The sequence below is a fragment of the Vreelandella sp. L-25 genome (assembly GCF_056857535.1).
Window position 1 is genome coordinate 1 of record NZ_JBSXNH010000018.1, and the last position, 20,130, is coordinate 20,130.

A 20,130-nucleotide genomic window follows, 5' to 3' on the forward strand; every position below is an offset into this window, starting at 1 on the left:
AGCGCTCAGAGCACACAGGCGAGCGAATTCAGCGGAACGAAGCTCAGCCCGATAATGGGGGACAGGAACCGCCGTGGTACGGATCCGTTTGCCCGGTGGTGTGAGAGGACGGGGGAGGCGACTCCCCCTCCTACTCGATCCGTTTAAGCGGAGGCTTCTTCGTCGCTTTCGGGCTTGGTGCTGCCTTGGTGGGCAAGTGGGCTGGCTTGGTCTAAACGGGGGTGGTTATCCAAGAACTCCCGTTTGAGATCCGGCACGGCATCCAGCGCTTGAATGGTGTGGTGCAGCGCATGAATAGCGGCCAGCACGTCCTGAGTATTGCCGGTTTCCGAAATGGTGTGCATGTTGCGGATCGGGAAACCCATGGAGGTTGCTGCGCTGTCGATGGAGGCCAGCACGCCCGCCATGCCGTCGGTGCCGGTATCTACACCCACAATGTCTCGCTGCATGGGGATGTCCTGCGTTTTCGCGGCGCTGGCGATGATGCGGTTGAGCTGCTCGCTGGCAATAGAACCCACCGACAGCGTAAAGCCTTTGCCCATCTCCAGCGATTGCATGCGCTTGTCGCCAATGCCAGGGGCGGCGACGTAGTCGTGATTTACATCCACGCCAATCAGCGCATCGGGCTTGAGTTCGCCGGCCAGCACGCGGCTGCCGAAGCGGCCAATCTCTTCGTAGCTGGCAATGGCAAACATCACCCGCACTTTTTCGGTACCGCCTGCTTCGGCGATCAAGCGTGCGACTTCCGCCGTCACAAAGCATCCCAGGCCGTTATCCAGATACGCGCCGTAGAAGGTGTTCGGGCTAAAGCCAGGGCGAATGGGGCGGTTGAAGATAATCGAATCGCCCGGCCGCACGCCCAGGTTCAGCACCTGCTGCTTCTTGTTCTCGCCGTGAATCTGCAGATCGAGATAGATCTGCTCTTTCTTAATGCCTTTGCTGCCATCGCGCTGGGCGGGGTCAGAAAAGTGGATAGCACCCAGCGCTTCCACCGTGCCGCCTTTAATGCTGCGGTAGCTGCCGGGGGCTTCCGGGTCTTCGCTGAACAGCGTGACTTCATGGCCGATCAATACGCCGGGCAGGAAGGAGTCGGTGTTGATCCAAATCTTGCCATCTTCACCAATCGAGCGAACCTGCATGCGGATTTTGTCCGCATGGCCGATGATCATCAGCTTGAACATATCATCGCGGCCTGGGTGGGTATCCAGCACCACGCCCGCATTGCCTTTAAACTGGTGCAAATGCCAGTCGCTGGGAGCGAAGCTCTCGAAGTAGGGCTTCAGCACGCCGTAGGTCATCGCGCCTTCCAGGCCAACAGGGCTGGGGGCCGCCAAAATATCGCGCATCAGTTTGAACTGCGCGTCGGGCATCGGTTGCGTCCAGGGTTTTGCAGTATCGCTCATCGTGCTTACTCGCTTATGACGGTGGTGAAACGTGAGAGTTAGTCTGCCAGATTCCGAGCACTAATGCGCTGCTTCCACATGCCACGTTTAGCCGATAGTACGGCGCTGGTTTCCGCGTATGATGGAAGATAGCTGGCTATCCATTGAAGCCACACTACCACAACAAAAATAGTCACGACGAGGGAGTGTCCATGCCTACTGCAAGCGTTCAGGCCCAGCGCTTTAAAGTGCTGTTGGCGGGGGTATTTAGCCAAATTTTATGTATCGGCATTGCGCGGTTTGCCTATACGCCGCTACTGCCGGTGATGCAGCAACAGAGCTGGGTTAGCGACGCCGACGGCGGCTGGCTGGCGGCGCTCAACTACGCAGGCTATATGCTGGGGGCGGTGCTCGCGGCCTCTATTCGCACGATTTATCTCAAAGACACGCTGTTTCGCATTGGCTTAGTGCTGGCCGTATTAACCACCGCCGGTATGGCGCTGACCGAACACTTTTGGGTATGGGCGGGGCTGCGCTTTTTGGCGGGGCTTTCCAGCAGTGGCTCGATGCTGTTGGCGTCAGGGCTGATTTTGCACTGGCTGATTCAGCACCGTCAGCGGGGCGAGCTGGGCATCCACTTTGCAGGTGTCGGCATTGGCATTGTGGTGGCGGCTTTAGCCGTAGAATTGATGCTGGCGCTGGCAATGAACTGGCAAGCCCAGTGGTGGGGCTTTAGCGCGTTGGGGGCGGTGCTGCTGGTGCCTGCCTGGCGCTGGTTACCGCGCCCGGTAAAACCGGTGGTAGGCAGCGCTGCCAGTCATCAAGCACCTGCAACGCCGCCTAGCCGCACCTTTATGCGTCTTATGCTGCCCGCCTACTTTTGTGCGGGCTATGGCTATGTGATCAGCGCAACGTTTTTGGTCGCGATTGTGGAGCGCGAACCGCTGCTGGCCGGGGCCGGGAACTGGGCCTTTGCGTTGGTGGGGTTGGCCGCAGCACCCGCCGTGATGCTGTGGGATTTAATCGCGCGGCGGATTGGTTACTTAGGCGCGCTAATTGTGGCCATGCTGGTGCAGGTAGTCGGCATTGTGCTGCCTGCGATCAGCCCAACGCTGCCGGGCGTATTGATTAGCGCAGTGCTCTACGGCGGCACGTTCCTGGGCTGCGTCAGTTTAGTGCTGACCATGGCGGGTAGGCTGTACCCCGCCAGCCCCGCTCGCTTGATGGGGCAAATGACGTTGGCCTACGGCGCAGCGCAGATTGTGGCCCCTGCGCTCACCGGCATGCTCGCGGAAGCCTCTGGTCATTATTATGTGGGCCTATGGCTGGCTGGTGGCTTTGTAGGGGCCGGAGCGCTGCTGTTGGCGTGGTTGCGCAGAGTGGATCAAACCGCCCAGCGGCTAGATGCCGAGGCAAAAGCAAGCTATGCCACGCCGTGATACGTGGGCTTTCGCAGCAAAATCCACTAGGATAGGCGCTTTTTTCTGACAGGGTGGAAGGTCATGGCGTCTTCTGGGCAACCTCGCATTCAGTGGCTGGGCCGCTGGGGCTTTATGTTGGCAGCCACCGGTTCGGCGGTGGGGCTAGGCAATATTTGGAAATTCCCTTATATCACTGGGGAGTATGGCGGCGGTGCCTTCGTACTGGTCTATTTAGCGTGCATCTTAGCGGTGGGCGTACCGGTAATGATGACCGAAATTGCGTTTGGTCGCCGGGGGCGTGGTAGCCCCATTGATGCTATTCGCCGTGTAGTGAATGAGTCTGGCCGCTCCTCTATGTGGTCGCTGATTGGCTGGATGGCCATGCTGTGTGGCTTTATGGTGCTATCGTTTTACGTCGTGGTGGCCGGCTGGTCCTTCTCCTATTTATGGAAAATGCTCACCGGCGGCTTGGCGGGCACCAGTGTGGACGAGATGGCGGCCGTGTTTGGTGCCAATAACGCTAACCCCATCACGCTGGGTGGCTGGAGTACCCTGGTCACGCTGCTGACCATGATCATTGTCGGTAAAGGCGTTCAGGAAGGCATCGAGAAAAGCGTTAGCTGGATGATGCCGGGGCTGGTGCTCATGCTGGTGTTGCTGATTGGATTCGGCATGTTTTCCGGCGGTTTCGGCGACGCGGTTGATTTCCTGTTCTCGTTTAAGGCGGGCAGCCTCTCTAGTGAAGGGATGTTGGCGGCCTTGGGCCACGCTTTCTTTACGCTCTCATTGGCGTCGGGTGCCATCCTGACTTACGGCAGCTATCTGCCTAAAGATGCCTCCATTGGCCGCACGACGCTGAGCGTGGCCGTGGCGGATACCGTGGTAGCACTGATGGCAGGGTTAGCAATTTTTCCAGTGATTTTTGCCAACGGCATGGACCCCGGTGAAGGCCCAGGGTTACTGTTTATGAGCCTGCCGTTAGCGTTCCAGGCGATGCCGCTGGGCACGCTGTTCGGAGCGCTGTTCTTCTTAATGCTCTCCATGGCCGCACTAACCTCCTCAATTTCCATGGTGGAAGCAACGGTCTCTTGGTTGTGCGATAACAAAGGCATGAGCCGTAAATCCGCCTCGTGGGCCACCGGTATTGTGCTGTGGCTGATCAGCACGCTGGCGATGCTGTCGTTCAACCTGGGCGCTGATTGGACGCTGGCAGGCAAGAACTTCTTTGATTGGCTGGACTACCTCACCTCCCGTTGGATGATGCCGCTGGGTGGCCTGGGCATGGTACTACTGGCCGGTTTTGTGCTGAAAAGCGAAACCTTCCGCGACGAGCTGGGGCTGGCGCCGCTGCCCTATACGCTGTGGCTGGCCATGGTGCGCTACGTGAGTCCGCTGGGTATTTTGGTGATTTTTGTCGATGCCCTTGGCCTGTACCAAGTTTCTTTTGCTGCCCACTGGCCGGTGCTGCTAGCGCTGCTGGTCCTGGTGGCAGTGGTGGGCGAAGCCATTAGCCCGCGCCTTCGCCAAGCGCTTTCCGCCCGCTAAGCGCTGCTGTTCACGCTTCACCCTGGCGGCGGCAATCGCGCCAGGGTGAGTGCCTGCCTCCATTAACTCATCCCAACAAGTGGTGTAGCGTCTTGAGCGGTGCTCACAGCGCAGCTGCCAAGGCGCGTCGGCGTCAGTCATCCCAAAGCGCAGCGTGCCTTGCCCCATCTTCTGATTAATCTCGTCTACCGCCTTCATCAAGTGCGGGTGTGCTTTGGCGGCAGGCTGTAGCAGCGAGAGTTGATACTGCTGCGCATCCACCAAATCCAGCAGCATCACGCCCGCTTTCATGAACTGAAAGCCGGGCAGGTACATCTGGTCGAGCCCTTCGCGAACGGCCTCCAAGAGGATACGGGTATCGTCGGTAGGTGCGTCGAGTGGAATCATCGCGCTGGGCGAGCGCTGCGGTTGATCTTTGCGGTGGCGGTTGGTATTCAAGAACAGCATCACCGCGCGGGCCAGGCTGCCCTGCTGGCGCAATTTTTCGGCACTGCGCTGGGCGTGGCGGCGCAGCGCCGCGTGAAGCTCCTCTTTTACGCCGGTGGTTTTACCAAACGAGCGTGAGGTCATGATACGCTGGCGGGGTTGCTCAACGGCATTCAACTCTAGGCAGGGCGTACCGCGCAGCTCTAAGGCGGTGCGGGCTAGAACCACCGAGAAGCGTTTGCGTAGCCGTTTGGGGTCGTGCTCCCGCAAATCCCAGGCGGTACGAATGCCGCTGACCGCTAGTCGTTCGGCAAGACGCCTGCCTACTCCCCACACATCGCTTACCGGCAGCTGTTTCAGCACTGCTTGGGTGGTAGCGCTTTCACCGTGGAGTAAACACACTCCTGCGTAGTGAGGCTGTTTTTTGGCTAGGTGATTGGCGAGCTTCGCCAGTGTATGCGTAGGGGCCAGCCCGATACACACCGGAAGCCCCAAATAGCGACGAATGCGGCGGCGCAGTGCTGTGCCCAGCGCTTGGCACTGGGTGTCACTGAGGCCATCCAGATAAATAAACATCTCATCAATCGAGTAGGGGGCCACTTCGGGGCACGTATCGCGCAGCAGCTGGGCAAGCCTCGCTGACATATCGCCGTACAGCTCGTAGTTAGAAGAGAGCAGGTGGATTACCCCGCGGCGGCGTAGCCCCTCTAACTGGTATGCGGGCGTGCCCATGGAGATCTCCATGGCTTTCATCTCTGCTGAGCGGGCAATCACGCAGCCGTCGTTATTCGACATCACACCAACGGGTTTGCCTTCCAACGTCGGATTGAACACCCGCTCACAGGAAACGTAAAAATTATTGGCATCCACCAGCCCGATCATGGCAGATACTCGTGAATCACCGCGCGCACCACGCCCCATAGCTGGCAGTCGGTACCTTCCAGGGGCAGCGGCGGATAGTGGGGGTGGGCCGAGCAGAGGTGCGGCGTGCCGCGATGCAGCGCATAGCGTTTGATCAGCACTTCTTCATCCAGCATGGCGACCAAAATATGCCCTAGGCGCGGCGTGACGCTGCGGTCGACGACCAGTAAATCACCGTCAAAGATGCCCCAACCCTCCATGCTGTCCCCTGTCGCGGAGAGGTAAAACGTTTGGGTAGGGTGCTTGATCAGCCGCGCATTGAGGTCGAGAGTGCGCGGCTCGTAATCTTGGGCAGGAGAGGGAAAGCCGCTAAAGCCTGCACGGCCTGTGAGCAGAGGAAAAGGCAGCGGCTGAGAAGTTAACGGCAAGGCTGTCGCAACCACGGTTGTTGCAAGATGGATGGGTTGAGACGGCATCGTCGGCATCCTCATGAATAAATAGTGTGTTTATGTACAGTATATTTAAACAGTATTTATTCATGGGGGAGAAATTGCAAGCACTGCCCTCAGCGGGCTAACCATAGCCCCACGACTAGGGCGCTCACGACAGTAATAAAGAACACAAGGTTACGGGCGCGGGTATCGCGGCGAGGTTTCATGGCAATCTCCATCAAAAATGAACAGCGTCGTGGCCCATGGCCGTGTAAAAGCAGCACAAGCGCTGCGTCGAGCATGGTAACGTTTGCACCATACTATGTGCATCGTAATGTTCACATTTACGAGCGTCACCTGACGCGCCAGATTTTCGCAGTGAGACCCACTTTTATGAACGACGCTTCCCGAGTAGGCGCGGCGCCTCAGCCGCTTTCGTTGGCCGGTGGGCGGTTGGCGGCATTGAGCTGGGGGCAGTACGACGCACCCACCTGGCTGGCGCTGCATGGTTGGCTGGATAACGCCGCCAGCTTTACACGCTTGGCCCCACGCTTGGTGAGCGCGCTGGGCATTCGCATCGTGGCGATCGATTTTCGAGGCCACGGGCACTCCGCTCATGCCCCCGCTGGCAGCGACTACGCGCTCTGGGATTACACCCACGACGTGCTGGATGCCATGGAAACGCTCGGCATTGAACAAGCCACGCTGCTTGCCCACTCCATGGGGGCGGCCGTTTCTTGCCTGCTGGCGGCGTCGTTACCGGAAAAAGTCGCCCGGTTAATTCTGATTGACGGGTTAGGTGCGCTGAATACACCGGCACAAGAGACGCCCAGCCAACTGCGCAAAGGCTTAATCGCTCATCGGCGCCCGCCTTCCCGCGCGCCTCGTTACCCGGATATTGAGAGCGCCGTGGCGGCGCGTGTGGCGGGGGGCGTCACGCCACTAGATAGCATCACCGCCACGCCGCTGGTCGAGCGCAACACCCAGGCCACCGCCGATGGCAAAGTACAAATGCGCACTGATAGCCGCCTGCTAAAGCCCTCGCTGGTGCGCTTTACGCCGCAGCAGGTGCTGGCCGTTTTGGCCGAAATCCAGGCGCCGGTGCTATTGATAGAAGGTGAGCGCGGTATTTTAGGCGAGCGCGCCTGGGCAGCCCAAGCAAGGCAGGCGGTGCCGCGACTCACCCGGCACGTGCTGGCAGGTGGCCACCATCTGCATTTGGAACCACAGGCCGTTGAGCGTGTGGCCGAGGTGATTTGCTTAGAAGGCTGCACGGCCAGTTAACGTCGCATCAAAAGAAAAGCGCGTGCGTATGAGACGCCATGCCACAAAGGAGGGGCAGAACGTGGTCAGCCAATTAACGGGGAGGACGCCGGGCGGTGGCAATAAAGTAGCGCTGGTGCTCGGTAGCGGCGGTGCTAGGGGCTATGCGCATATTGGCGTGATTGAAGCGCTGGAGGCGCGTGGTTTCGAGATTATTTCGATTGCCGGATGCTCCATGGGAGCGCTGATCGGCGGCATTTACGCCTCGGCCAAGCTGCCGGAGTACCGGGAGTGGGTGTGTAACCTTGATTACTTGGACGTGCTCAAGCTGGTCGATGTGACCTGGAGCCCCATGGGGGCGATGCGTGCCAACAAAGTGATGAGCAAGCTGGAGGAGCTAGTGGGCGACCGGCTGATTGAAGACCTGCCCATTCCAGTGACCACCGTGGCCACCGACCTCGTGCGCCAGCGGGAAGTATGGTTTCAAAACGGCCCGCTGCTACGCGCCATTCGCGCCTCGATTGCGGTGCCAGGGGTGATTACCCCCGTGCACATTGGCGAACAGGTACTGGTGGATGGCGGGTTACTCAACCCGCTGCCAATGATGCCAGTGTTGGCTGCCCATGAGGCGGATTTCGTGGTGGCGGTGAACGTCACCGCTCACAGCCCGCAGTCGGTCACGCTGGAGGAGCTGCTGCCACAAGAAGAGAGTAGCGACAGCCGCACCGCCCTGGAGCGGGACCGCGACGCCAATATTGGCGGCTGGATGGAGGAGGTGCGCGCGACCACGCGGCGGCTATGGGGTGGCCTAGGCGGCAGCAGTGAAGAGAGCGACGACGATGAAACAGTAGACCTGCGCGGCAAGCGCGAGTGGGGCAAGCTGGATATGATTCTGGAATCGTTTGATATTACCCAGGCAGCGCTGGCGAAATATAAGGTAGCCGGCTACCCACCGGACGTGCTGATCGAAATTCCTAAAACGGTATGCAGCACCTACGAGTTTCACCGGGCGAAGGAGCTCATCCGCTTAGGCCGCCACTTGGCCGATGAAGCCTTGGAGCGGCGCATGCCTAGCATTGCCTCTGACGCTACTAAATAAACAACATGAATTACTGCCCGCGTTTGCGCAGCAAAATATACATCGCCCCGGTGCCGCCATCGATATCCGTGGCAGAGCAGAACGCCAGCACGCCGGGCCACTCGCGCAGCCACGCATTGGTATGGCTTTTCAGTACCGGGAAATCAGAGGTGGTGCCCCAGGCTTTGCCATGCACCACCAGCACACAGCGCAGCCCTTGGCCTGCGGCATCGCGAAGAAAGCTCTCTAGCTCTAACCGCGCCTCTTCCAGGGTATAGCCGTGAAGGTCTAGCCCTGCCTGCCAGGCCAATTGGCCGCGCTTCAACTGGCTAAACGTGCGCCAGGGCAGGTCGGGCACGCTGAACTCTAAATACTCTGATGGCCGTACGGCTTCCACCCGACCATCAGACGTGCGCCCGCTGGTTTGCAGTGTATTGCTCTCTACCGCCGCTCGGCGGCGCGCTTCGCTGGCGTCTGACTGGCGTTTGGGCTTACCGGGGTCGGCTTGGTTGGTGGCAATACGGCGTACGCCTGCCGCCTGCAGCGCTTGGCGAAAGGCACTGATATCGTCATCGTTGGGCAGGTGTCGCGTCATGGTCGGCTCGAATCAACTAAAGTGGTGAAAAAAGGGGCGGTAGATAAAAAACGCTAAGGCGAGACAGTATAGCGAGCTTGGCGCTGCTGTGAACCGGGCAGCGTCAAAGGTACAATCCCCCAACGAACTTTTGACGCCAGGAGCCCTTGTGACCACGCACCTCTCTGATGAGTCCTCCCCCTCAACGCTATCACTGCCTGATACGGCGCTGATAAGCGATCTTTACACACTGCGGGACTATTTGCGCTGGGTATCCAGCGAATTCTATCTGGCGGGGTTGCACTATGGGCACGGCACGCAGTCACCCTGGGATGAGGCGGTCGCGCTCTGCTTAGGCGCGCTGCACCTGCCTTGGAACGTCGACCCCGCCGTGCTGGATGCGCGGCTGCTGCCAGTTGAGCGCGAGCGGATTATTCGCTTAGCCCGGGAGCGTGTCACCACGCGCCGCCCGTTGCCTTATCTACTGGGAGAGGCCTTCTTTGCAGGCTACCCGTTTAACGTGGATGAGCGCGTGCTGATTCCCCGCTCGCCGATTGCCGAGCTGATCGAAGATGGCTTTGCGGCCTGGTTTCCAGAAGAACCACCCGCCCGCGTGCTGGATTTATGCACCGGCTCCGGCTGCATTGGCATCGCCACGGCGCTGGTGCTGCCGACCTGCGAAGTGGCCCTGGCGGATATCAGCCAGGATGCCTTGGCCGTGGCACGGCAAAATATTACCCGCCACGATGTCGGCGACCGCGTGCGCGCCGTGGAATCGGACGTGTTCGACGGCCTGGAAGGGCAGCGCTTTGACCTGATCGTTTCCAACCCGCCCTATGTGGATGAGCGCGACTTAGCCACGATGCCCGCCGAATTTCGCCATGAGCCAGCCCTGGCGCTGGGCGCGGGCAGCGACGGTCTTGATATCGTGCGGCGTATTCTGCGCGAGGCCCGCGAGCACCTAACTTCAGAGGGCTGGCTGATTGTTGAAGTTGGCAACTCTGACCGCCATGTGGAGGCTGCCTTCCCCGAGGTGCCCTTTATCTGGCTTGAATTCGAGCGTGGCGGCCAGGGCGTGTTTGCCCTGAACGCCGCTGAACTCGACGCCCATGCGGCGTCTTTTGCGTGAGGAATTAACGCCCATGTCTGGCAATACGTTTGGCAAACTGTTTACCGTCACCACTTTTGGCGAAAGCCACGGCCCCGCATTAGGGGCCATTGTGGATGGTTGCCCTCCTGGCATTGCGATTAGCGAAGAGGACCTGCAGGGCGATTTAGACCGTCGCCGCCCCGGCAGCTCGCGCCATACCACCCAGCGCAAAGAGCCGGATCAGGTGCGCATTCTTTCCGGCGTGTTTGAAGGCAAAACCACCGGTACCTCGATTGGCTTATTGATTGAGAATACCGACCAGCGCTCGAAAGATTACTCCAAGATCAAAGACCAGTTCCGTCCTGCCCACGCGGACTACACCTACCACCACAAGTATGGCCACCGGGACTACCGGGGGGGCGGCCGTTCCAGCGCCCGCGAAACCGCCATGCGCGTGGCGGCGGGTGCCATTGCCAAAAAGGTGCTGGCGGCACAGGGCATTCAAATTCGCGGCTATATGAGCCAGCTTGGCCCGATCAAGATCGACTTCAAAACCTGGGAAGCCGTCGACCAGAACGCCTTCTTCTGCCCCGACCCCGATAAAGTAGCCGAGCTGGAAAGCTACATGGATCAACTGCGACGGGACCAAGACTCCGTGGGCGCGGAAATTACCGTAATTGCCGATGGCGTACCCGTGGGCCTGGGCGAGCCAGTCTTCGACCGTCTGGATGCTGACCTAGCGCACGGTTTGATGAGCATTAATGCGGTAAAAGGGATCGAGATTGGCGCGGGCTTTGGCTGTATTGCTCAGCGCGGCAGCGAACACCGCGACGAGATGACACCGGAAGGCTTTCTCTCCAACCACGCGGGCGGCGTGCTGGGTGGTATTTCCAGCGGGCAGCCCATTGTGGCTCGGTTGGCACTGAAACCTACCTCCAGCATTACCACGCCGGGCCGCTCCATTGATGTCCATGGTGAACCAGTCGAAGTGATTACCAAAGGGCGTCACGACCCTTGTGTGGGCATTCGAGCGACGCCCATTGCCGAAGCCATGATGGCGATTACGCTGTTGGATCATTGGCTGCGCCACCGGGGCCAAAACGCTGATGTTAGCGTTGATACACCGCGATTAGGTCAGCGATAACGCCAAGGTGTGCTGAGTGGTTCGCTGCTACACTCAAGGAAGACGGTTAAGGAGTCGCCTATGAAAATTAACGTTGAGTTTGACCTGACGCCGGATGAGTTTCGGCAGTCGCTAGGGTTGCCGGATGTAGAGGCGTTCCAGCAGAGCCTGCTGGATAATATTCAGCGGCAGATGGAATCAGGGGTAGAAGGTTATGACCCCATGAGCTTAATGCGCCCTTTCCTGCAGCAACCCATGATGCAGCAGGGGCTTTCACAGGGGCTGGCTAACTTTGGCACCTATCAGCAAATGATGCTGGATATGCTGCGTCAGGCCGGTAGTGCCCATACGGGTGGTGCCAGTAACGGCACCCAAGATAGCGAACCATCGTCAGCGGCAAACGAGAAAAGTACCAAGGCGAAAGCCACGGCCTCTTCTCGCTCTCGCGCCAAAGAGTAGGCGATAAAGGCGCTATCAAATACGTGGCACTGTGAGGCTGAGTCAGAGGCGGCTGTAGGGTATGCAGAGGGGCCGCAGGAAGCTCCTTGTTGCAAAGCAGCATGCTAAGCATTACTCTTTTTGCAGTGCAGCAATTTGCGATGTGATGAGCCACTCCAGGCTCATGCCAAGGAATGAGAGACAGGAGCAACCACAATGCAAGACAAAATGATGGACGCCTTTAACGCCCAAACTCGCCAGATGTTTGAGCCGATGCGCAAGATGAACTCGCTGATGCTCAATAACATGGAAAAAATGACCCAGTACCAGCTGGAAGCGATGAAACGCTACAGCCAGATGGGCACCGAGCGCATCCGCAGCGCGACAGAAATTAATGATGCCGAGAGCCTGCGCGATTTCGGTACCAAGCAAGCGGAAATGATGAACGAGCTTTCTCAGCAGATGCAGGAAGACGCGCGGGTGATGAGCGAGATGAGCCTGCAGTTCAAATCTGAAATGGAAAAGCTGTTTAGCGAAGCCGGACAAAAAATGAGCGAACAAGTGAGCGCTACCGCCAAGGGTGAACAGCCCGCGAAGGCCTCAAGCCAGTCGTCTCGTAAAAGCTAATCGTCAGTAGTGTCCGCGGCGCCTTTGAGGCGCCGCGGTCTTTTACAGCGTTCTTAAGCGTGTTGCCAGGGCAACCATTGCTCAGTTGGTGAGGGGGAAAGTCGTATGCAGTCAGGGTGGAAAATGCCGTCTCAACCGTTGTCCCAGCAAGATATGGAGGCATGGAAGGCACAGCTTGACGACATAAGTGAACAGTACAAAGGTCTGCTAGAGGACCTGCTGTCACGTATGGCGCCCAGCGAAGCCGCTGACTCCGTTTATAGCGACATGCGCGAAAGCTTTGAAGCCGCTGCTCGTTCGCTGATGAGTAACCCGAATTTGCTGTGGCAAACCCAGTCGCGCTTGATGCAAGACCAGTGGTTGCTGTGGCAGCAGGGTGTACGCACCATGGCCGGTGAGCAGGTGGCCCCCCTAGTAACGCCGCCCAAGAACGACCGCCGTTTTAAAGATGAGGCCTGGACTACAGACCCCTACTACATGGCGATCATGCAGCAGTATTTGCTGTTTTCGCAGGTGGTCGAAGAGCTGATTAACGACCTGGATGTAGACCCTACCCTCAAGCGCAACTTAACGTTCTACGCGCGCCAGTTGGTGAATGCGATGTCGCCTACCAACTTCGTCTCCACCAACCCAGAAGTGATGCGCCGCACCCTGGAAACCAAGGGGCAGAATCTCGTCGATGGCCTCACTCGGCTACGGGAAGATTTAGCCAACTCAGCGGAAGGCATCAACGTACGCATGACCGACCGCAGCGCCTTTGGCGTGGGCGAGAACATTGCGGTAACGCCTGGCTCTGTGGTGTATGAAAACGAGCTGATTCAGCTGATTCAGTACACGCCAACCACCGAAAACACCTTTAAAACACCGCTGCTGATTGTGCCGCCCTGGATCAATAAGTACTACATTCTGGACCTGCGGCAAGATAACTCGCTGGTGAAGTGGTTGGTGGATCAAGGCCACACGGTATTTCTGATCTCCTGGCGTAACCCTGGCCCCGAACAGCGCGATATTACCTGGGCCGACTATATGCAGATGGGCCCCATCAGTGCGATGGAAGCGATTGAGCAGGCCTGCGGCGAGAAGTCAGTCAACCTGCTGAGCTACTGCGTAGGCGGCACGCTGACCGCCTCCACCGTGGCGTATCTCACCAGCACGCGCCGTGGCCGCAAGGTGAAGTCGGTCACTTACATGGCCACGCTGCAGGACTTCCGCGATCCGGGCGATATCGGCGTGTTCCTGAACGAGCGCGTGGTGCAGGGTATTGAGCAAACCATGCAGATGAAGGGCTACCTGGATGGCCGCTCCATGGCCTACACCTTCAACCTGCTGCGGGAAAATGATCTGTTCTGGTCGTTCTATATCAATAACTACCTGAAGGGCGAGACTCCCGCCGCCTTCGATTTGCTCTACTGGAATACTGATGGCACCAACCTGACGGCAGGCACCCACGCTTGGTACCTGCGCCATATGTATCTGGAAAACCGCTTGGTAGAGCCCGCTGGTATCGAGCTAGACGGGGTCAAAATCGACCTGCGCAAAGTCTCAACCCCCAGCTACTTTGTCTCCACCAAAGAAGACCATATCGCCAAGTGGAACAGTACCTACTACGGTGCGCTGCTACCCAAAGGCCCGGTAACCTTCGTGCTGGGCGGCTCTGGGCATATTGCCGGTATCGTGAACCCGCCCCATAAAAACAAGTACGGCTACTGGACCAACGACACGCTGCCCGAGACCCACGAGGAGTGGATGGAAGGCGCCACGTTTAACGAAGGCTCCTGGTGGCCCCATTGGCAAGCGTGGATGACCGACAACGGCTACGTGGATACAGACCCGAAGAAAATGGTACCTGCCCGCCAGCCTGGGGAAGGGGGGCTAACAGTGATCGAACCCGCGCCGGGCCGCTATGTGCGGATGACGATTCCCGAGGTGCTAGGGGAAATCCCCAGCAGCACTTAATCCGGCGCTTAGCAGACGGCTTTTTAAGAAGCCGCCTAAAACGAAGCCCCCTGCCACGAATGTGGCAGGGGGCTTTTTCATGGCCGAGGTGCTGTTGACATCAACGCCGACGCACAAACCCCGGCAGCAGGAACAGCCCAGCGAGTAGCCAGATGGGCAGGCTGCCCATGCGGGTAAACGGGGTGAGCCCTTCCATGGCGTAGAACTCGCCCGTGAGGTAGGTGGTTTCAAACTGTGGGGCGCGGTCTACCAGTTCGCCACGAGGGTTAATAATGGCGGTGATGCCGTTGCTGGTAGCGCGAACTACGTAGCGGCCATTTTCCAGCGCACGCAGGCGGGCCATTTGCAGGTGCTGGTGCGGGCCAATGGAGGCACCAAACCAAGTGTCGTTGGAAACCGTCACGATCACGCCGCTATCGGCGGCCCGCTGTGCGACGAGCTGTGGGTAGATGATTTCGTAGCAAATGGCGTTACCGATCGCCACTCCTGCTGCTTGCATCGGCACCTGCTCCGATGCACCTTTGCTAAAGCTGGACATCGGCAGGTCAAAGAAGTCGATGGTCCCGCGCAGCAGGCTCTCTAGCGGCAGGTACTCCCCAAACGGCACCAGGTGCTCTTTCTGGTAGCTGCCTTCCACGTCGCCTACGCCAATCACGCTGTTAAAGTAGCGGTTATTCTCATCTAGCTGAACGATGCCGGTCAACAGGGCGGCTTCTGGCGGCAGGTTGGCCTGCACGCGCTCCAGCACCGGGCGCGCCTGGTTGTCAATCATAGGTAGCGCGGTTTCAGGCCATAAGATCAGATCCGCTTCATCCGCCACTTCGCGGGTTAAGTCGCTGTAAATATTCGCAGCGGTGCGCTGGCCTTCAGGCGTCCATTTTAACAGCTGGGGCAGGTTGCCCTGCAGCAGCGCGACGCGAGTGGGTTCGCTTACCGGCGTTGTCCACTGGCTTGGCAGTACGACAGGAGCTAGCCAGATAGCGGCCAGCGGTAGCGCTGCCCACCACTGGCGGCGCAGCAGTTCCGCCCCTAACGTGCCGGTAAGCACCACCAGCAGCGAGAGTAAGTACACACCTCCAACGGGTGCCCAACTGGCCAGCGGAGAATCCACGTAGCTGGACCCCACCAACAGCCAGGGAAAGCCGGTGAACAAGTAAGTGCGCAGCACCTCGCCCAGCACCCACGCACCAGCAAAGGTGAGCAGCGCCCAGCGGGGGCCGATGAAGCGGCGGTAGAGCCAGAACGTGCCCGCAAAGAACAGCGCCAGCACGCTCACAAACAGCGCGGTTAAAAAGACCGCGAGCGGCACACCGGTGTAGCCGTAGTCGTGAATCGATACGTAAACCCATGAGGTGCCGCTAGCAAACAGCGCCACGCCATACAGCCAGCCTTTTAACGCGGCTTGGCCAGGGCTTAAGGTATGCAGCCCGACATACAGCAGGCCAATGGCCACAGGGCCAAGCCACCAAAGCTCAAACGGGGAAGCGGTAAGCGTGGTAAAGCCGCCAGCCACTAAGGCGGCTAGCAGCTGAAACGTCAACGTGGGTGTGAACCCCATAACGATATCCTATCAACAGTGTGAGGTAGGCAAGGTGAGGGCGACAGGCTAGTCGTCTTGGCTTTCGTCTTCCGTAGGTTCGCTATCGCGATAGGCCTCAAGTAGACGTATCCGGCGGTTATCGGCGTTCAGAATCACAAACCGCCAGCCGCCTAAGCTGGTGTGCTCGCCTCGGCCTGGCAGATGTCCAAACTGCTGCATCACAAGGCCGCCCACCGTATCGAATTCGTCATCAGAGAATTCGGTGCCAAAGCGCTCGTTGAAATCTTCAATCGGGGTGAGGGCGCGAATCGCGAAGTGGCCGTTCTCCAGCGTGCGGATATCGTCCTCTTCATCGGTATCATGCTCATCTTCGATATCCCCGACAATCTGCTCAAGAATATCTTCAATGGTGATGATGCCCGCTGTGCCGCCGTACTCATCCACCACGATCGCCATATGGTTATGGGTTTCGCGGAACTCTTTGAGCAGCGTGTTCAAACGCTTTGACTCAGGAATAAACATGGCAGGGCGCAGCACGTCTTCCAGCTTGAACGCATCGCGGCTCTCTTGCGATTGCGACAGCAGCGGCAGCAGGTCTTTGACCAGCAGGATGCCCTTTACGTCGTCCAGGTTTTCGCCCACCACCGGGTAGCGCGAATGGCCGGTCTCTTGGATCAACGGTAGGTAGTCATCCCGGGTTTGGTCAAGGGTAATCGCCGATACCTGAGAGCGTGGGATCAAGATTTCACGCACTTGCTGATCGCTGATCTCAAGCGCGCCCTCAATAATCATGATGGCGTCTTGATCCAGCTTCAGTTTCCCTGCGGTGTGGCGTAAAAACGTCATCAGCTCGTCTCGCGAGCTGGGTTCGTCATTGTCTCCGGAAAGGGCGCCAAAGAGTTTCTCGAGCCATGATTTTTGATTGGGGTTGCTCGATCGGTCTTCGCTCATTGCGTCAAATCTCTCTCAGTTACGGACAGAATGTTACGGAAAAGGTAGTTCGGAAAATATTGTACGGAGAAGCGGTCACGAATGGGTGACCACGCTTCAAGTGACCGTTTTATCACTGAGTGACAGCAGACACCACCCTAAACGTACGTTTGGCTCAAGGTAGCAGCTTACACGTGATAAGGATCAGGAATATTAAGGGTGGCCAGCAGCTCGCGTTCTAGCTGCTCCATCTCTTCGGCTTCCTGCTCTTCGATATGGTCGTACCCCATCAGGTGCAGGGTGCCGTGTACGACCATGTGGGCATAGTGGTGGGCCAGCGGCTTCTGCTGCTCTTCGGCTTCACGGGCGACTACGGCATGGCAAATAATCAGGTCGCCCAGCAGCGGCAGGGTAATGCCGGGTGGGTTTTCAAACGGGAAAGAGAGCACGTTGGTGGGCTTATCTTTTTCCCGGTAGTCGCGATTAAGCGCCTGGCTCTCTTCTTCATCCACAAAACGAATGGTGAGCTCTAGGCGGTCATCATCCGGGTGGCGAGAAAAGACACAGCCCACCCAATGGGTGAGCTGTTCAAGCGAGGGTAGCAGTGGCTCATCAATCGCCGCTTGCCGGTCGATTATGATGTCGCTCATCGTTAGGCTTCTCCCGAACGTTCGCTATTGCGCTCTAACGCCTGCATACGCGCTTCACGCTCTTGCTGGCGTGCTTCGCGGCGGGCGCGCTCTTGAACTTCCTGCTCGGATTCAAACTCGTCGTAAGCCTCAATGATGCGCTGAACCAGCGGGTGGCGCACCACATCTTTCGCGGCAAAGTGGGTCACGCCGATTCCTGGCGTATCTTTGAGCACGTCGAGCACTTGCGAGAGGCCTGAACGCTGCCCGCGCGGTAAGTCGACCTGGGTAATATCCCCGGTAATCACGGCGGTGGAACCAAAACCAATCCGCGTCAGGAACATTTTCATCTGCTCCGGCGTGGTGTTCTGGCTCTCATCCAGAATGATGTAGGAGTTGTTCAGCGTACGGCCACGCATATAGGCCAGTGGAGCAATCTCGATCACCTGACGCTCGATCAGCTTCGCCACCTGCTCAAAACCGATCATTTCATACAGCGCGTCGTACAGCGGGCGCAGGTAGGGGTCGATTTTTTGAGCAAGGTCGCCCGGCAAGAAGCCGAGTTTCTCACCGGCCTCTACCGCTGGGCGCACCAGCAGAATGCGGCGCACTTCTTGCTGATTGAGCGCTTCTACCGCAGCGGCCACGGCCAGGTAGGTTTTACCGGTACCCGCTGGCCCAATGCCGAAGTTGATATCGTGCTCGCGAATGCTCTGCACGTAGCGTTGCTGATTCAGCCCGCGTGGCTTAATCATAGTGCGCGGCGTGCGCATGATGACTTCATCGCTACCGCCTTCGCCATCGTCTTCCTCTTCCAGGGCTTCAAGCCCGGATTCTTGGAGGAACAGATGCACGGTATCCGCCGATAGCTCGTCGGCGGCGGTTTCACGGTAAAGGTGTTCCAGCACGTTAGCCGCCGCTTTAATACGGTTAGCGGCACCGGCCAGCTGAAATACGTTGCCACGGTTGCGTAACGTCACATCCAGGCGGCTCTCAATCAGCTTTAGATGCTCGTCCTGTTGGCCGCAGAGGCTAGCGAGACGCTGCGGGTCATTGGGTTCAAGGCTTAGGGTGATAATGCGATTGGCCTGAGGTGATGGCTGGCTCAAGAGTAAGAAACCCGTCAGTTGATGTGTGTGAAGCTCAGCTTACTGCCCCGGCGATGCCGGGGCAATTACCTACGATAAGCAAGCGATCAATAACGCTCGGCAGAGGCGAGTTCAGCGCGCAGCGAATTGGGCAGCGCTTCGGTGATCTCTACATCGACAAAGTAGCCGATTAACTCGGTAGGATTGGCAGCGCGGAAGTTCACCACGCGGTTGTTCTCGGTACGCCCAGAAAGCTGGCCGGGGTCTTTCGGAGAAAACCCGGTAACCAGAATGCGCTGAGTAGTGCCCACCATGCGGCGGCTAATCTGAGCGGCCTGCTGAAGGATGCGCTCCTGCAGAATAGCCAAGCGCTGCTTCTTCACGCTTTCAGGGGTGTCGTCTGGCAAGCCGGAAGCTGGGGTGCCGGGGCGCGCCGAGTAAACAAAGCTGAACGAGTGATCGAAACCGATACGGTGGATCAGGTCCATCGTGGCTTCGAAATCCTCTTCTGTTTCACCGGGGAAGCCGACAATAAAGTCAGAGGAGAAACTGATATCCGGGCGATTAGCGCGGATACGCTCCATCTTCTCGATGTACTCTTCCGCCGTGTGGCCGCGCTTCATGGCGCTCAGAATACGGTCAGAGCCAGACTGTACCGGCAGGTGCAGGTGGCTTACCAGCTCAGGAATATCCGCATAGGCGTCTACCAAGCTATCCGTAAACTCCACCGGGTGAGAGGTGGTGAAGCGAATACGGTCGATGCCATCCACCGCTGCGATGCAGGCGATTAGCTCGGCAAGGTCAATCTCGTCGCCGTCTTCGTTGTCGCCTCGGTAGGCGTTCACGTTCTGGCCCAGCAGGTTGATTTCACGCACGCCCTGGTCGGCTAAGTGCATGACTTCATCCATCACCGCTTCAAACGGGCGGGAGACTTCTTCACCGCGAGTGTAGGGCACCACGCAGAAGGTGCAGTACTTAGAGCAGCCTTCCATGATCGACACAAACGCTGTGGCACCATCAGATTTGGGTTGCGGCAGGTGGTCGAACTTCTCGATTTCGGGGAAGGTGACATCCACCGCCGCAATTTGATTATTGGCACGGGCGTCGAGCATCTTTGGCACCCGGTGCAGGGTTTGCGGGCCAAAAATCATATCTACGAAAGGAGCGCGTTTACGCAGCGCTTCACCTTCTTGGCTGGCCACGCAGCCGCCCACGCCAATCACAAGGTCCGGATTGGCGTCTTTGAGCTTTTTCCAGCGGCCTAACTGGTGGTAGACCTTATCCTGAGCTTTTTCACGAATCGAGCAGGTGTTCAGCAGAATCACATCTGCTTCCTTCTCGTTATCGGTTAGCTCCAGCTGGTGAGATTCGCCGAGTAGGTCCGCCATACGCGAGGAGTCGTACTCGTTCATTTGGCAGCCGTGCGTTTTGATGAAGAGCTTCTTCGCCATCGGTACCTGTCATCTATGGGTCGTCGGGGGAGACGAGGGATGAATGAAATAACGGTTGGGCAGCGATTGGTGCGGCCGTTGAATGCCTGCATTATACGGATACACGAAACCAGGGGCTAGGCATTCCCCCGTAATCGACTAGCGTCTCCCCACTTTTCCACAGGTGGTGCTGTAACTGCCTGAATAGCGTTGAAAATTTCAGTGCTATCAACGAGATCGGGGGCTTTCCCGCCGGTATCATGTTGTTACCCCTAACACCATGAACCAAAAGGAAAAC

18 protein-coding genes are annotated in these 20,130 nt (G+C 58.2%); 9 read left to right on the plus strand and 9 right to left on the minus strand.

Features of this window, described 5'->3' with window-relative positions:
- Positions 1–143 precede the first annotated feature (143 nt).
- Positions 144–1,403 (minus strand): M20/M25/M40 family metallo-hydrolase, encoded by a 1,260-nt coding sequence (locus tag AC13CN_RS00880; protein ID WP_062359170.1) that lies wholly within the window; start codon positions 1,401–1,403, stop codon positions 144–146.
- A 191-nt stretch (positions 1,404–1,594) separates the two neighbouring features.
- Here AC13CN_RS00880 and AC13CN_RS00885 point away from each other — a divergent pair, with 191 nt between their 5' ends.
- Positions 1,595–2,821: a YbfB/YjiJ family MFS transporter gene (locus AC13CN_RS00885; RefSeq protein ID WP_058577557.1), complete on the plus strand. Its 1,227-nt coding sequence runs from the start codon at positions 1,595–1,597 to the stop codon at positions 2,819–2,821.
- 63 nt (positions 2,822–2,884) lie between these two features.
- Positions 2,885–4,348 (plus strand): sodium-dependent transporter, encoded by a 1,464-nt coding sequence (locus tag AC13CN_RS00890; RefSeq protein WP_044628247.1) that lies wholly within the window; start codon positions 2,885–2,887, stop codon positions 4,346–4,348.
- On the opposite strand, the gene AC13CN_RS00895 is transcribed toward AC13CN_RS00890, so the two are convergent.
- The gene (locus AC13CN_RS00895; RefSeq protein WP_253556864.1) at positions 4,271–5,656 is read right to left on the minus strand and encodes a Y-family DNA polymerase; all 1,386 of its coding nucleotides are present in this window, start codon (positions 5,654–5,656) and stop codon (positions 4,271–4,273) included. The two genes, AC13CN_RS00890 and AC13CN_RS00895, sit on opposite strands and share 78 nt — an antisense overlap.
- Entirely contained in the window at positions 5,653–6,111 is a 459-nt protein-coding gene (locus AC13CN_RS00900) for a LexA family protein (protein ID WP_253027845.1), read from the minus strand. The genes AC13CN_RS00895 and AC13CN_RS00900 overlap by 4 nt, the downstream gene beginning before the upstream one ends.
- A 348-nt stretch (positions 6,112–6,459) precedes the next feature.
- On the opposite strand from AC13CN_RS00900, the gene AC13CN_RS00905 reads away from it, so the two are divergent.
- Positions 6,460–7,350, plus strand: a complete 891-nt coding sequence (locus tag AC13CN_RS00905) for an alpha/beta fold hydrolase (protein WP_483052949.1) — start codon at positions 6,460–6,462, stop codon at positions 7,348–7,350.
- Between the two features lie 61 nt (positions 7,351–7,411).
- Positions 7,412–8,428 carry a patatin-like phospholipase family protein gene (locus AC13CN_RS00910; protein ID WP_044628244.1) on the plus strand — a complete coding sequence of 339 codons (1,017 nt, stop codon included), beginning with the start codon at positions 7,412–7,414 and terminating at the stop codon, positions 8,426–8,428.
- Positions 8,429–8,438: 10 nt separating this feature from the next.
- On the opposite strand, the gene AC13CN_RS00915 is transcribed toward AC13CN_RS00910, so the two are convergent.
- Entirely contained in the window at positions 8,439–9,002 is a 564-nt protein-coding gene (locus AC13CN_RS00915) for a Smr/MutS family protein (RefSeq protein WP_058577560.1), read from the minus strand.
- 148 nt (positions 9,003–9,150) lie between these two features.
- Here AC13CN_RS00915 and prmB point away from each other — a divergent pair, with 148 nt between their 5' ends.
- From prmB to phaC, 5 genes are all read left to right on the plus strand, one after another.
- A complete protein-coding gene (gene prmB / locus AC13CN_RS00920; protein WP_058577561.1) occupies positions 9,151–10,110 on the plus strand; it encodes a 50S ribosomal protein L3 N(5)-glutamine methyltransferase in 960 nt (319 codons plus the stop codon).
- A 13-nt stretch (positions 10,111–10,123) separates the two neighbouring features.
- Entirely contained in the window at positions 10,124–11,215 is a 1,092-nt protein-coding gene (gene aroC / locus AC13CN_RS00925; RefSeq protein WP_044628241.1) for a chorismate synthase, read from the plus strand.
- 60 nt (positions 11,216–11,275) lie between these two features.
- Entirely contained in the window at positions 11,276–11,653 is a 378-nt protein-coding gene (locus tag AC13CN_RS00930; RefSeq protein WP_083024091.1) for a hypothetical protein, read from the plus strand.
- Between the two features lie 195 nt (positions 11,654–11,848).
- Complete coding sequence (locus tag AC13CN_RS00935) at positions 11,849–12,259, plus strand: phasin family protein (RefSeq protein WP_044628239.1); 411 nt, start codon at positions 11,849–11,851, stop codon at positions 12,257–12,259.
- A 105-nt stretch (positions 12,260–12,364) separates the two neighbouring features.
- Positions 12,365–14,215: a class I poly(R)-hydroxyalkanoic acid synthase gene (phaC, locus tag AC13CN_RS00940; protein WP_483052950.1), complete on the plus strand. Its 1,851-nt coding sequence runs from the start codon at positions 12,365–12,367 to the stop codon at positions 14,213–14,215.
- A 100-nt stretch (positions 14,216–14,315) separates the two neighbouring features.
- Here the strand turns inward: phaC and lnt are convergent, their stop codons facing one another.
- From lnt to miaB, 5 genes are all read right to left on the minus strand, one after another.
- Positions 14,316–15,773, minus strand: coding sequence for an apolipoprotein N-acyltransferase (gene lnt / locus AC13CN_RS00945; RefSeq protein ID WP_483052951.1), 1,458 nt, complete (start codon positions 15,771–15,773; stop codon positions 14,316–14,318).
- Positions 15,774–15,821: 48 nt separating this feature from the next.
- Positions 15,822–16,706 (minus strand): HlyC/CorC family transporter, encoded by an 885-nt coding sequence (locus AC13CN_RS00950; protein ID WP_044628236.1) that lies wholly within the window; start codon positions 16,704–16,706, stop codon positions 15,822–15,824.
- 167 nt (positions 16,707–16,873) lie between these two features.
- A complete protein-coding gene (gene ybeY / locus AC13CN_RS00955) occupies positions 16,874–17,335 on the minus strand; it encodes an rRNA maturation RNase YbeY (protein WP_062359162.1) in 462 nt (153 codons plus the stop codon).
- Positions 17,336–17,337: 2 nt separating this feature from the next.
- On the minus strand, positions 17,338–18,423 hold the full coding sequence (locus tag AC13CN_RS00960) for a PhoH family protein (protein ID WP_044628234.1): 1,086 nt from the start codon (positions 18,421–18,423) through the stop codon (positions 17,338–17,340).
- Between the two features lie 86 nt (positions 18,424–18,509).
- Complete coding sequence (miaB, locus tag AC13CN_RS00965) at positions 18,510–19,853, minus strand: tRNA (N6-isopentenyl adenosine(37)-C2)-methylthiotransferase MiaB (protein WP_083024099.1); 1,344 nt, start codon at positions 19,851–19,853, stop codon at positions 18,510–18,512.
- Between the last annotated feature and the right edge of the window lie 277 nt (positions 19,854–20,130).

Excerpts from the sequence above, each read along its gene's own strand:
- AC13CN_RS00890 (WP_044628247.1), top strand. The coding sequence starts at position 2,885 with ATGGCGTCTTCTGGGCAACCTCGCATTCAGTGGCTGGGCCGCTGGGGC.
- AC13CN_RS00935 (WP_044628239.1), top strand. The coding sequence starts at position 11,849 with ATGCAAGACAAAATGATGGACGCCTTTAACGCCCAAACTCGCCAGATG.
- AC13CN_RS00885 (WP_058577557.1), top strand. The coding sequence starts at position 1,595 with ATGCCTACTGCAAGCGTTCAGGCCCAGCGCTTTAAAGTGCTGTTGGCG.
- miaB (WP_083024099.1), bottom strand. The coding sequence starts at position 19,853 with ATGGCGAAGAAGCTCTTCATCAAAACGCACGGCTGCCAAATGAACGAG.
- AC13CN_RS00950 (WP_044628236.1), bottom strand. The coding sequence starts at position 16,706 with ATGAGCGAAGACCGATCGAGCAACCCCAATCAAAAATCATGGCTCGAG.
- AC13CN_RS00930 (WP_083024091.1), top strand. The coding sequence starts at position 11,276 with ATGAAAATTAACGTTGAGTTTGACCTGACGCCGGATGAGTTTCGGCAG.
- AC13CN_RS00905 (WP_483052949.1), top strand. The coding sequence starts at position 6,460 with ATGAACGACGCTTCCCGAGTAGGCGCGGCGCCTCAGCCGCTTTCGTTG.
- AC13CN_RS00900 (WP_253027845.1), bottom strand. The coding sequence starts at position 6,111 with ATGCCGTCTCAACCCATCCATCTTGCAACAACCGTGGTTGCGACAGCC.
- phaC (WP_483052950.1), top strand. The coding sequence starts at position 12,365 with ATGCAGTCAGGGTGGAAAATGCCGTCTCAACCGTTGTCCCAGCAAGAT.
- lnt (WP_483052951.1), bottom strand. The coding sequence starts at position 15,773 with ATGGGGTTCACACCCACGTTGACGTTTCAGCTGCTAGCCGCCTTAGTG.
- aroC (WP_044628241.1), top strand. The coding sequence starts at position 10,124 with ATGTCTGGCAATACGTTTGGCAAACTGTTTACCGTCACCACTTTTGGC.
- AC13CN_RS00895 (WP_253556864.1), bottom strand. The coding sequence starts at position 5,656 with ATGATCGGGCTGGTGGATGCCAATAATTTTTACGTTTCCTGTGAGCGG.
- AC13CN_RS00915 (WP_058577560.1), bottom strand. The coding sequence starts at position 9,002 with ATGACGCGACACCTGCCCAACGATGACGATATCAGTGCCTTTCGCCAA.
- AC13CN_RS00880 (WP_062359170.1), bottom strand. The coding sequence starts at position 1,403 with ATGAGCGATACTGCAAAACCCTGGACGCAACCGATGCCCGACGCGCAG.
- ybeY (WP_062359162.1), bottom strand. The coding sequence starts at position 17,335 with ATGAGCGACATCATAATCGACCGGCAAGCGGCGATTGATGAGCCACTG.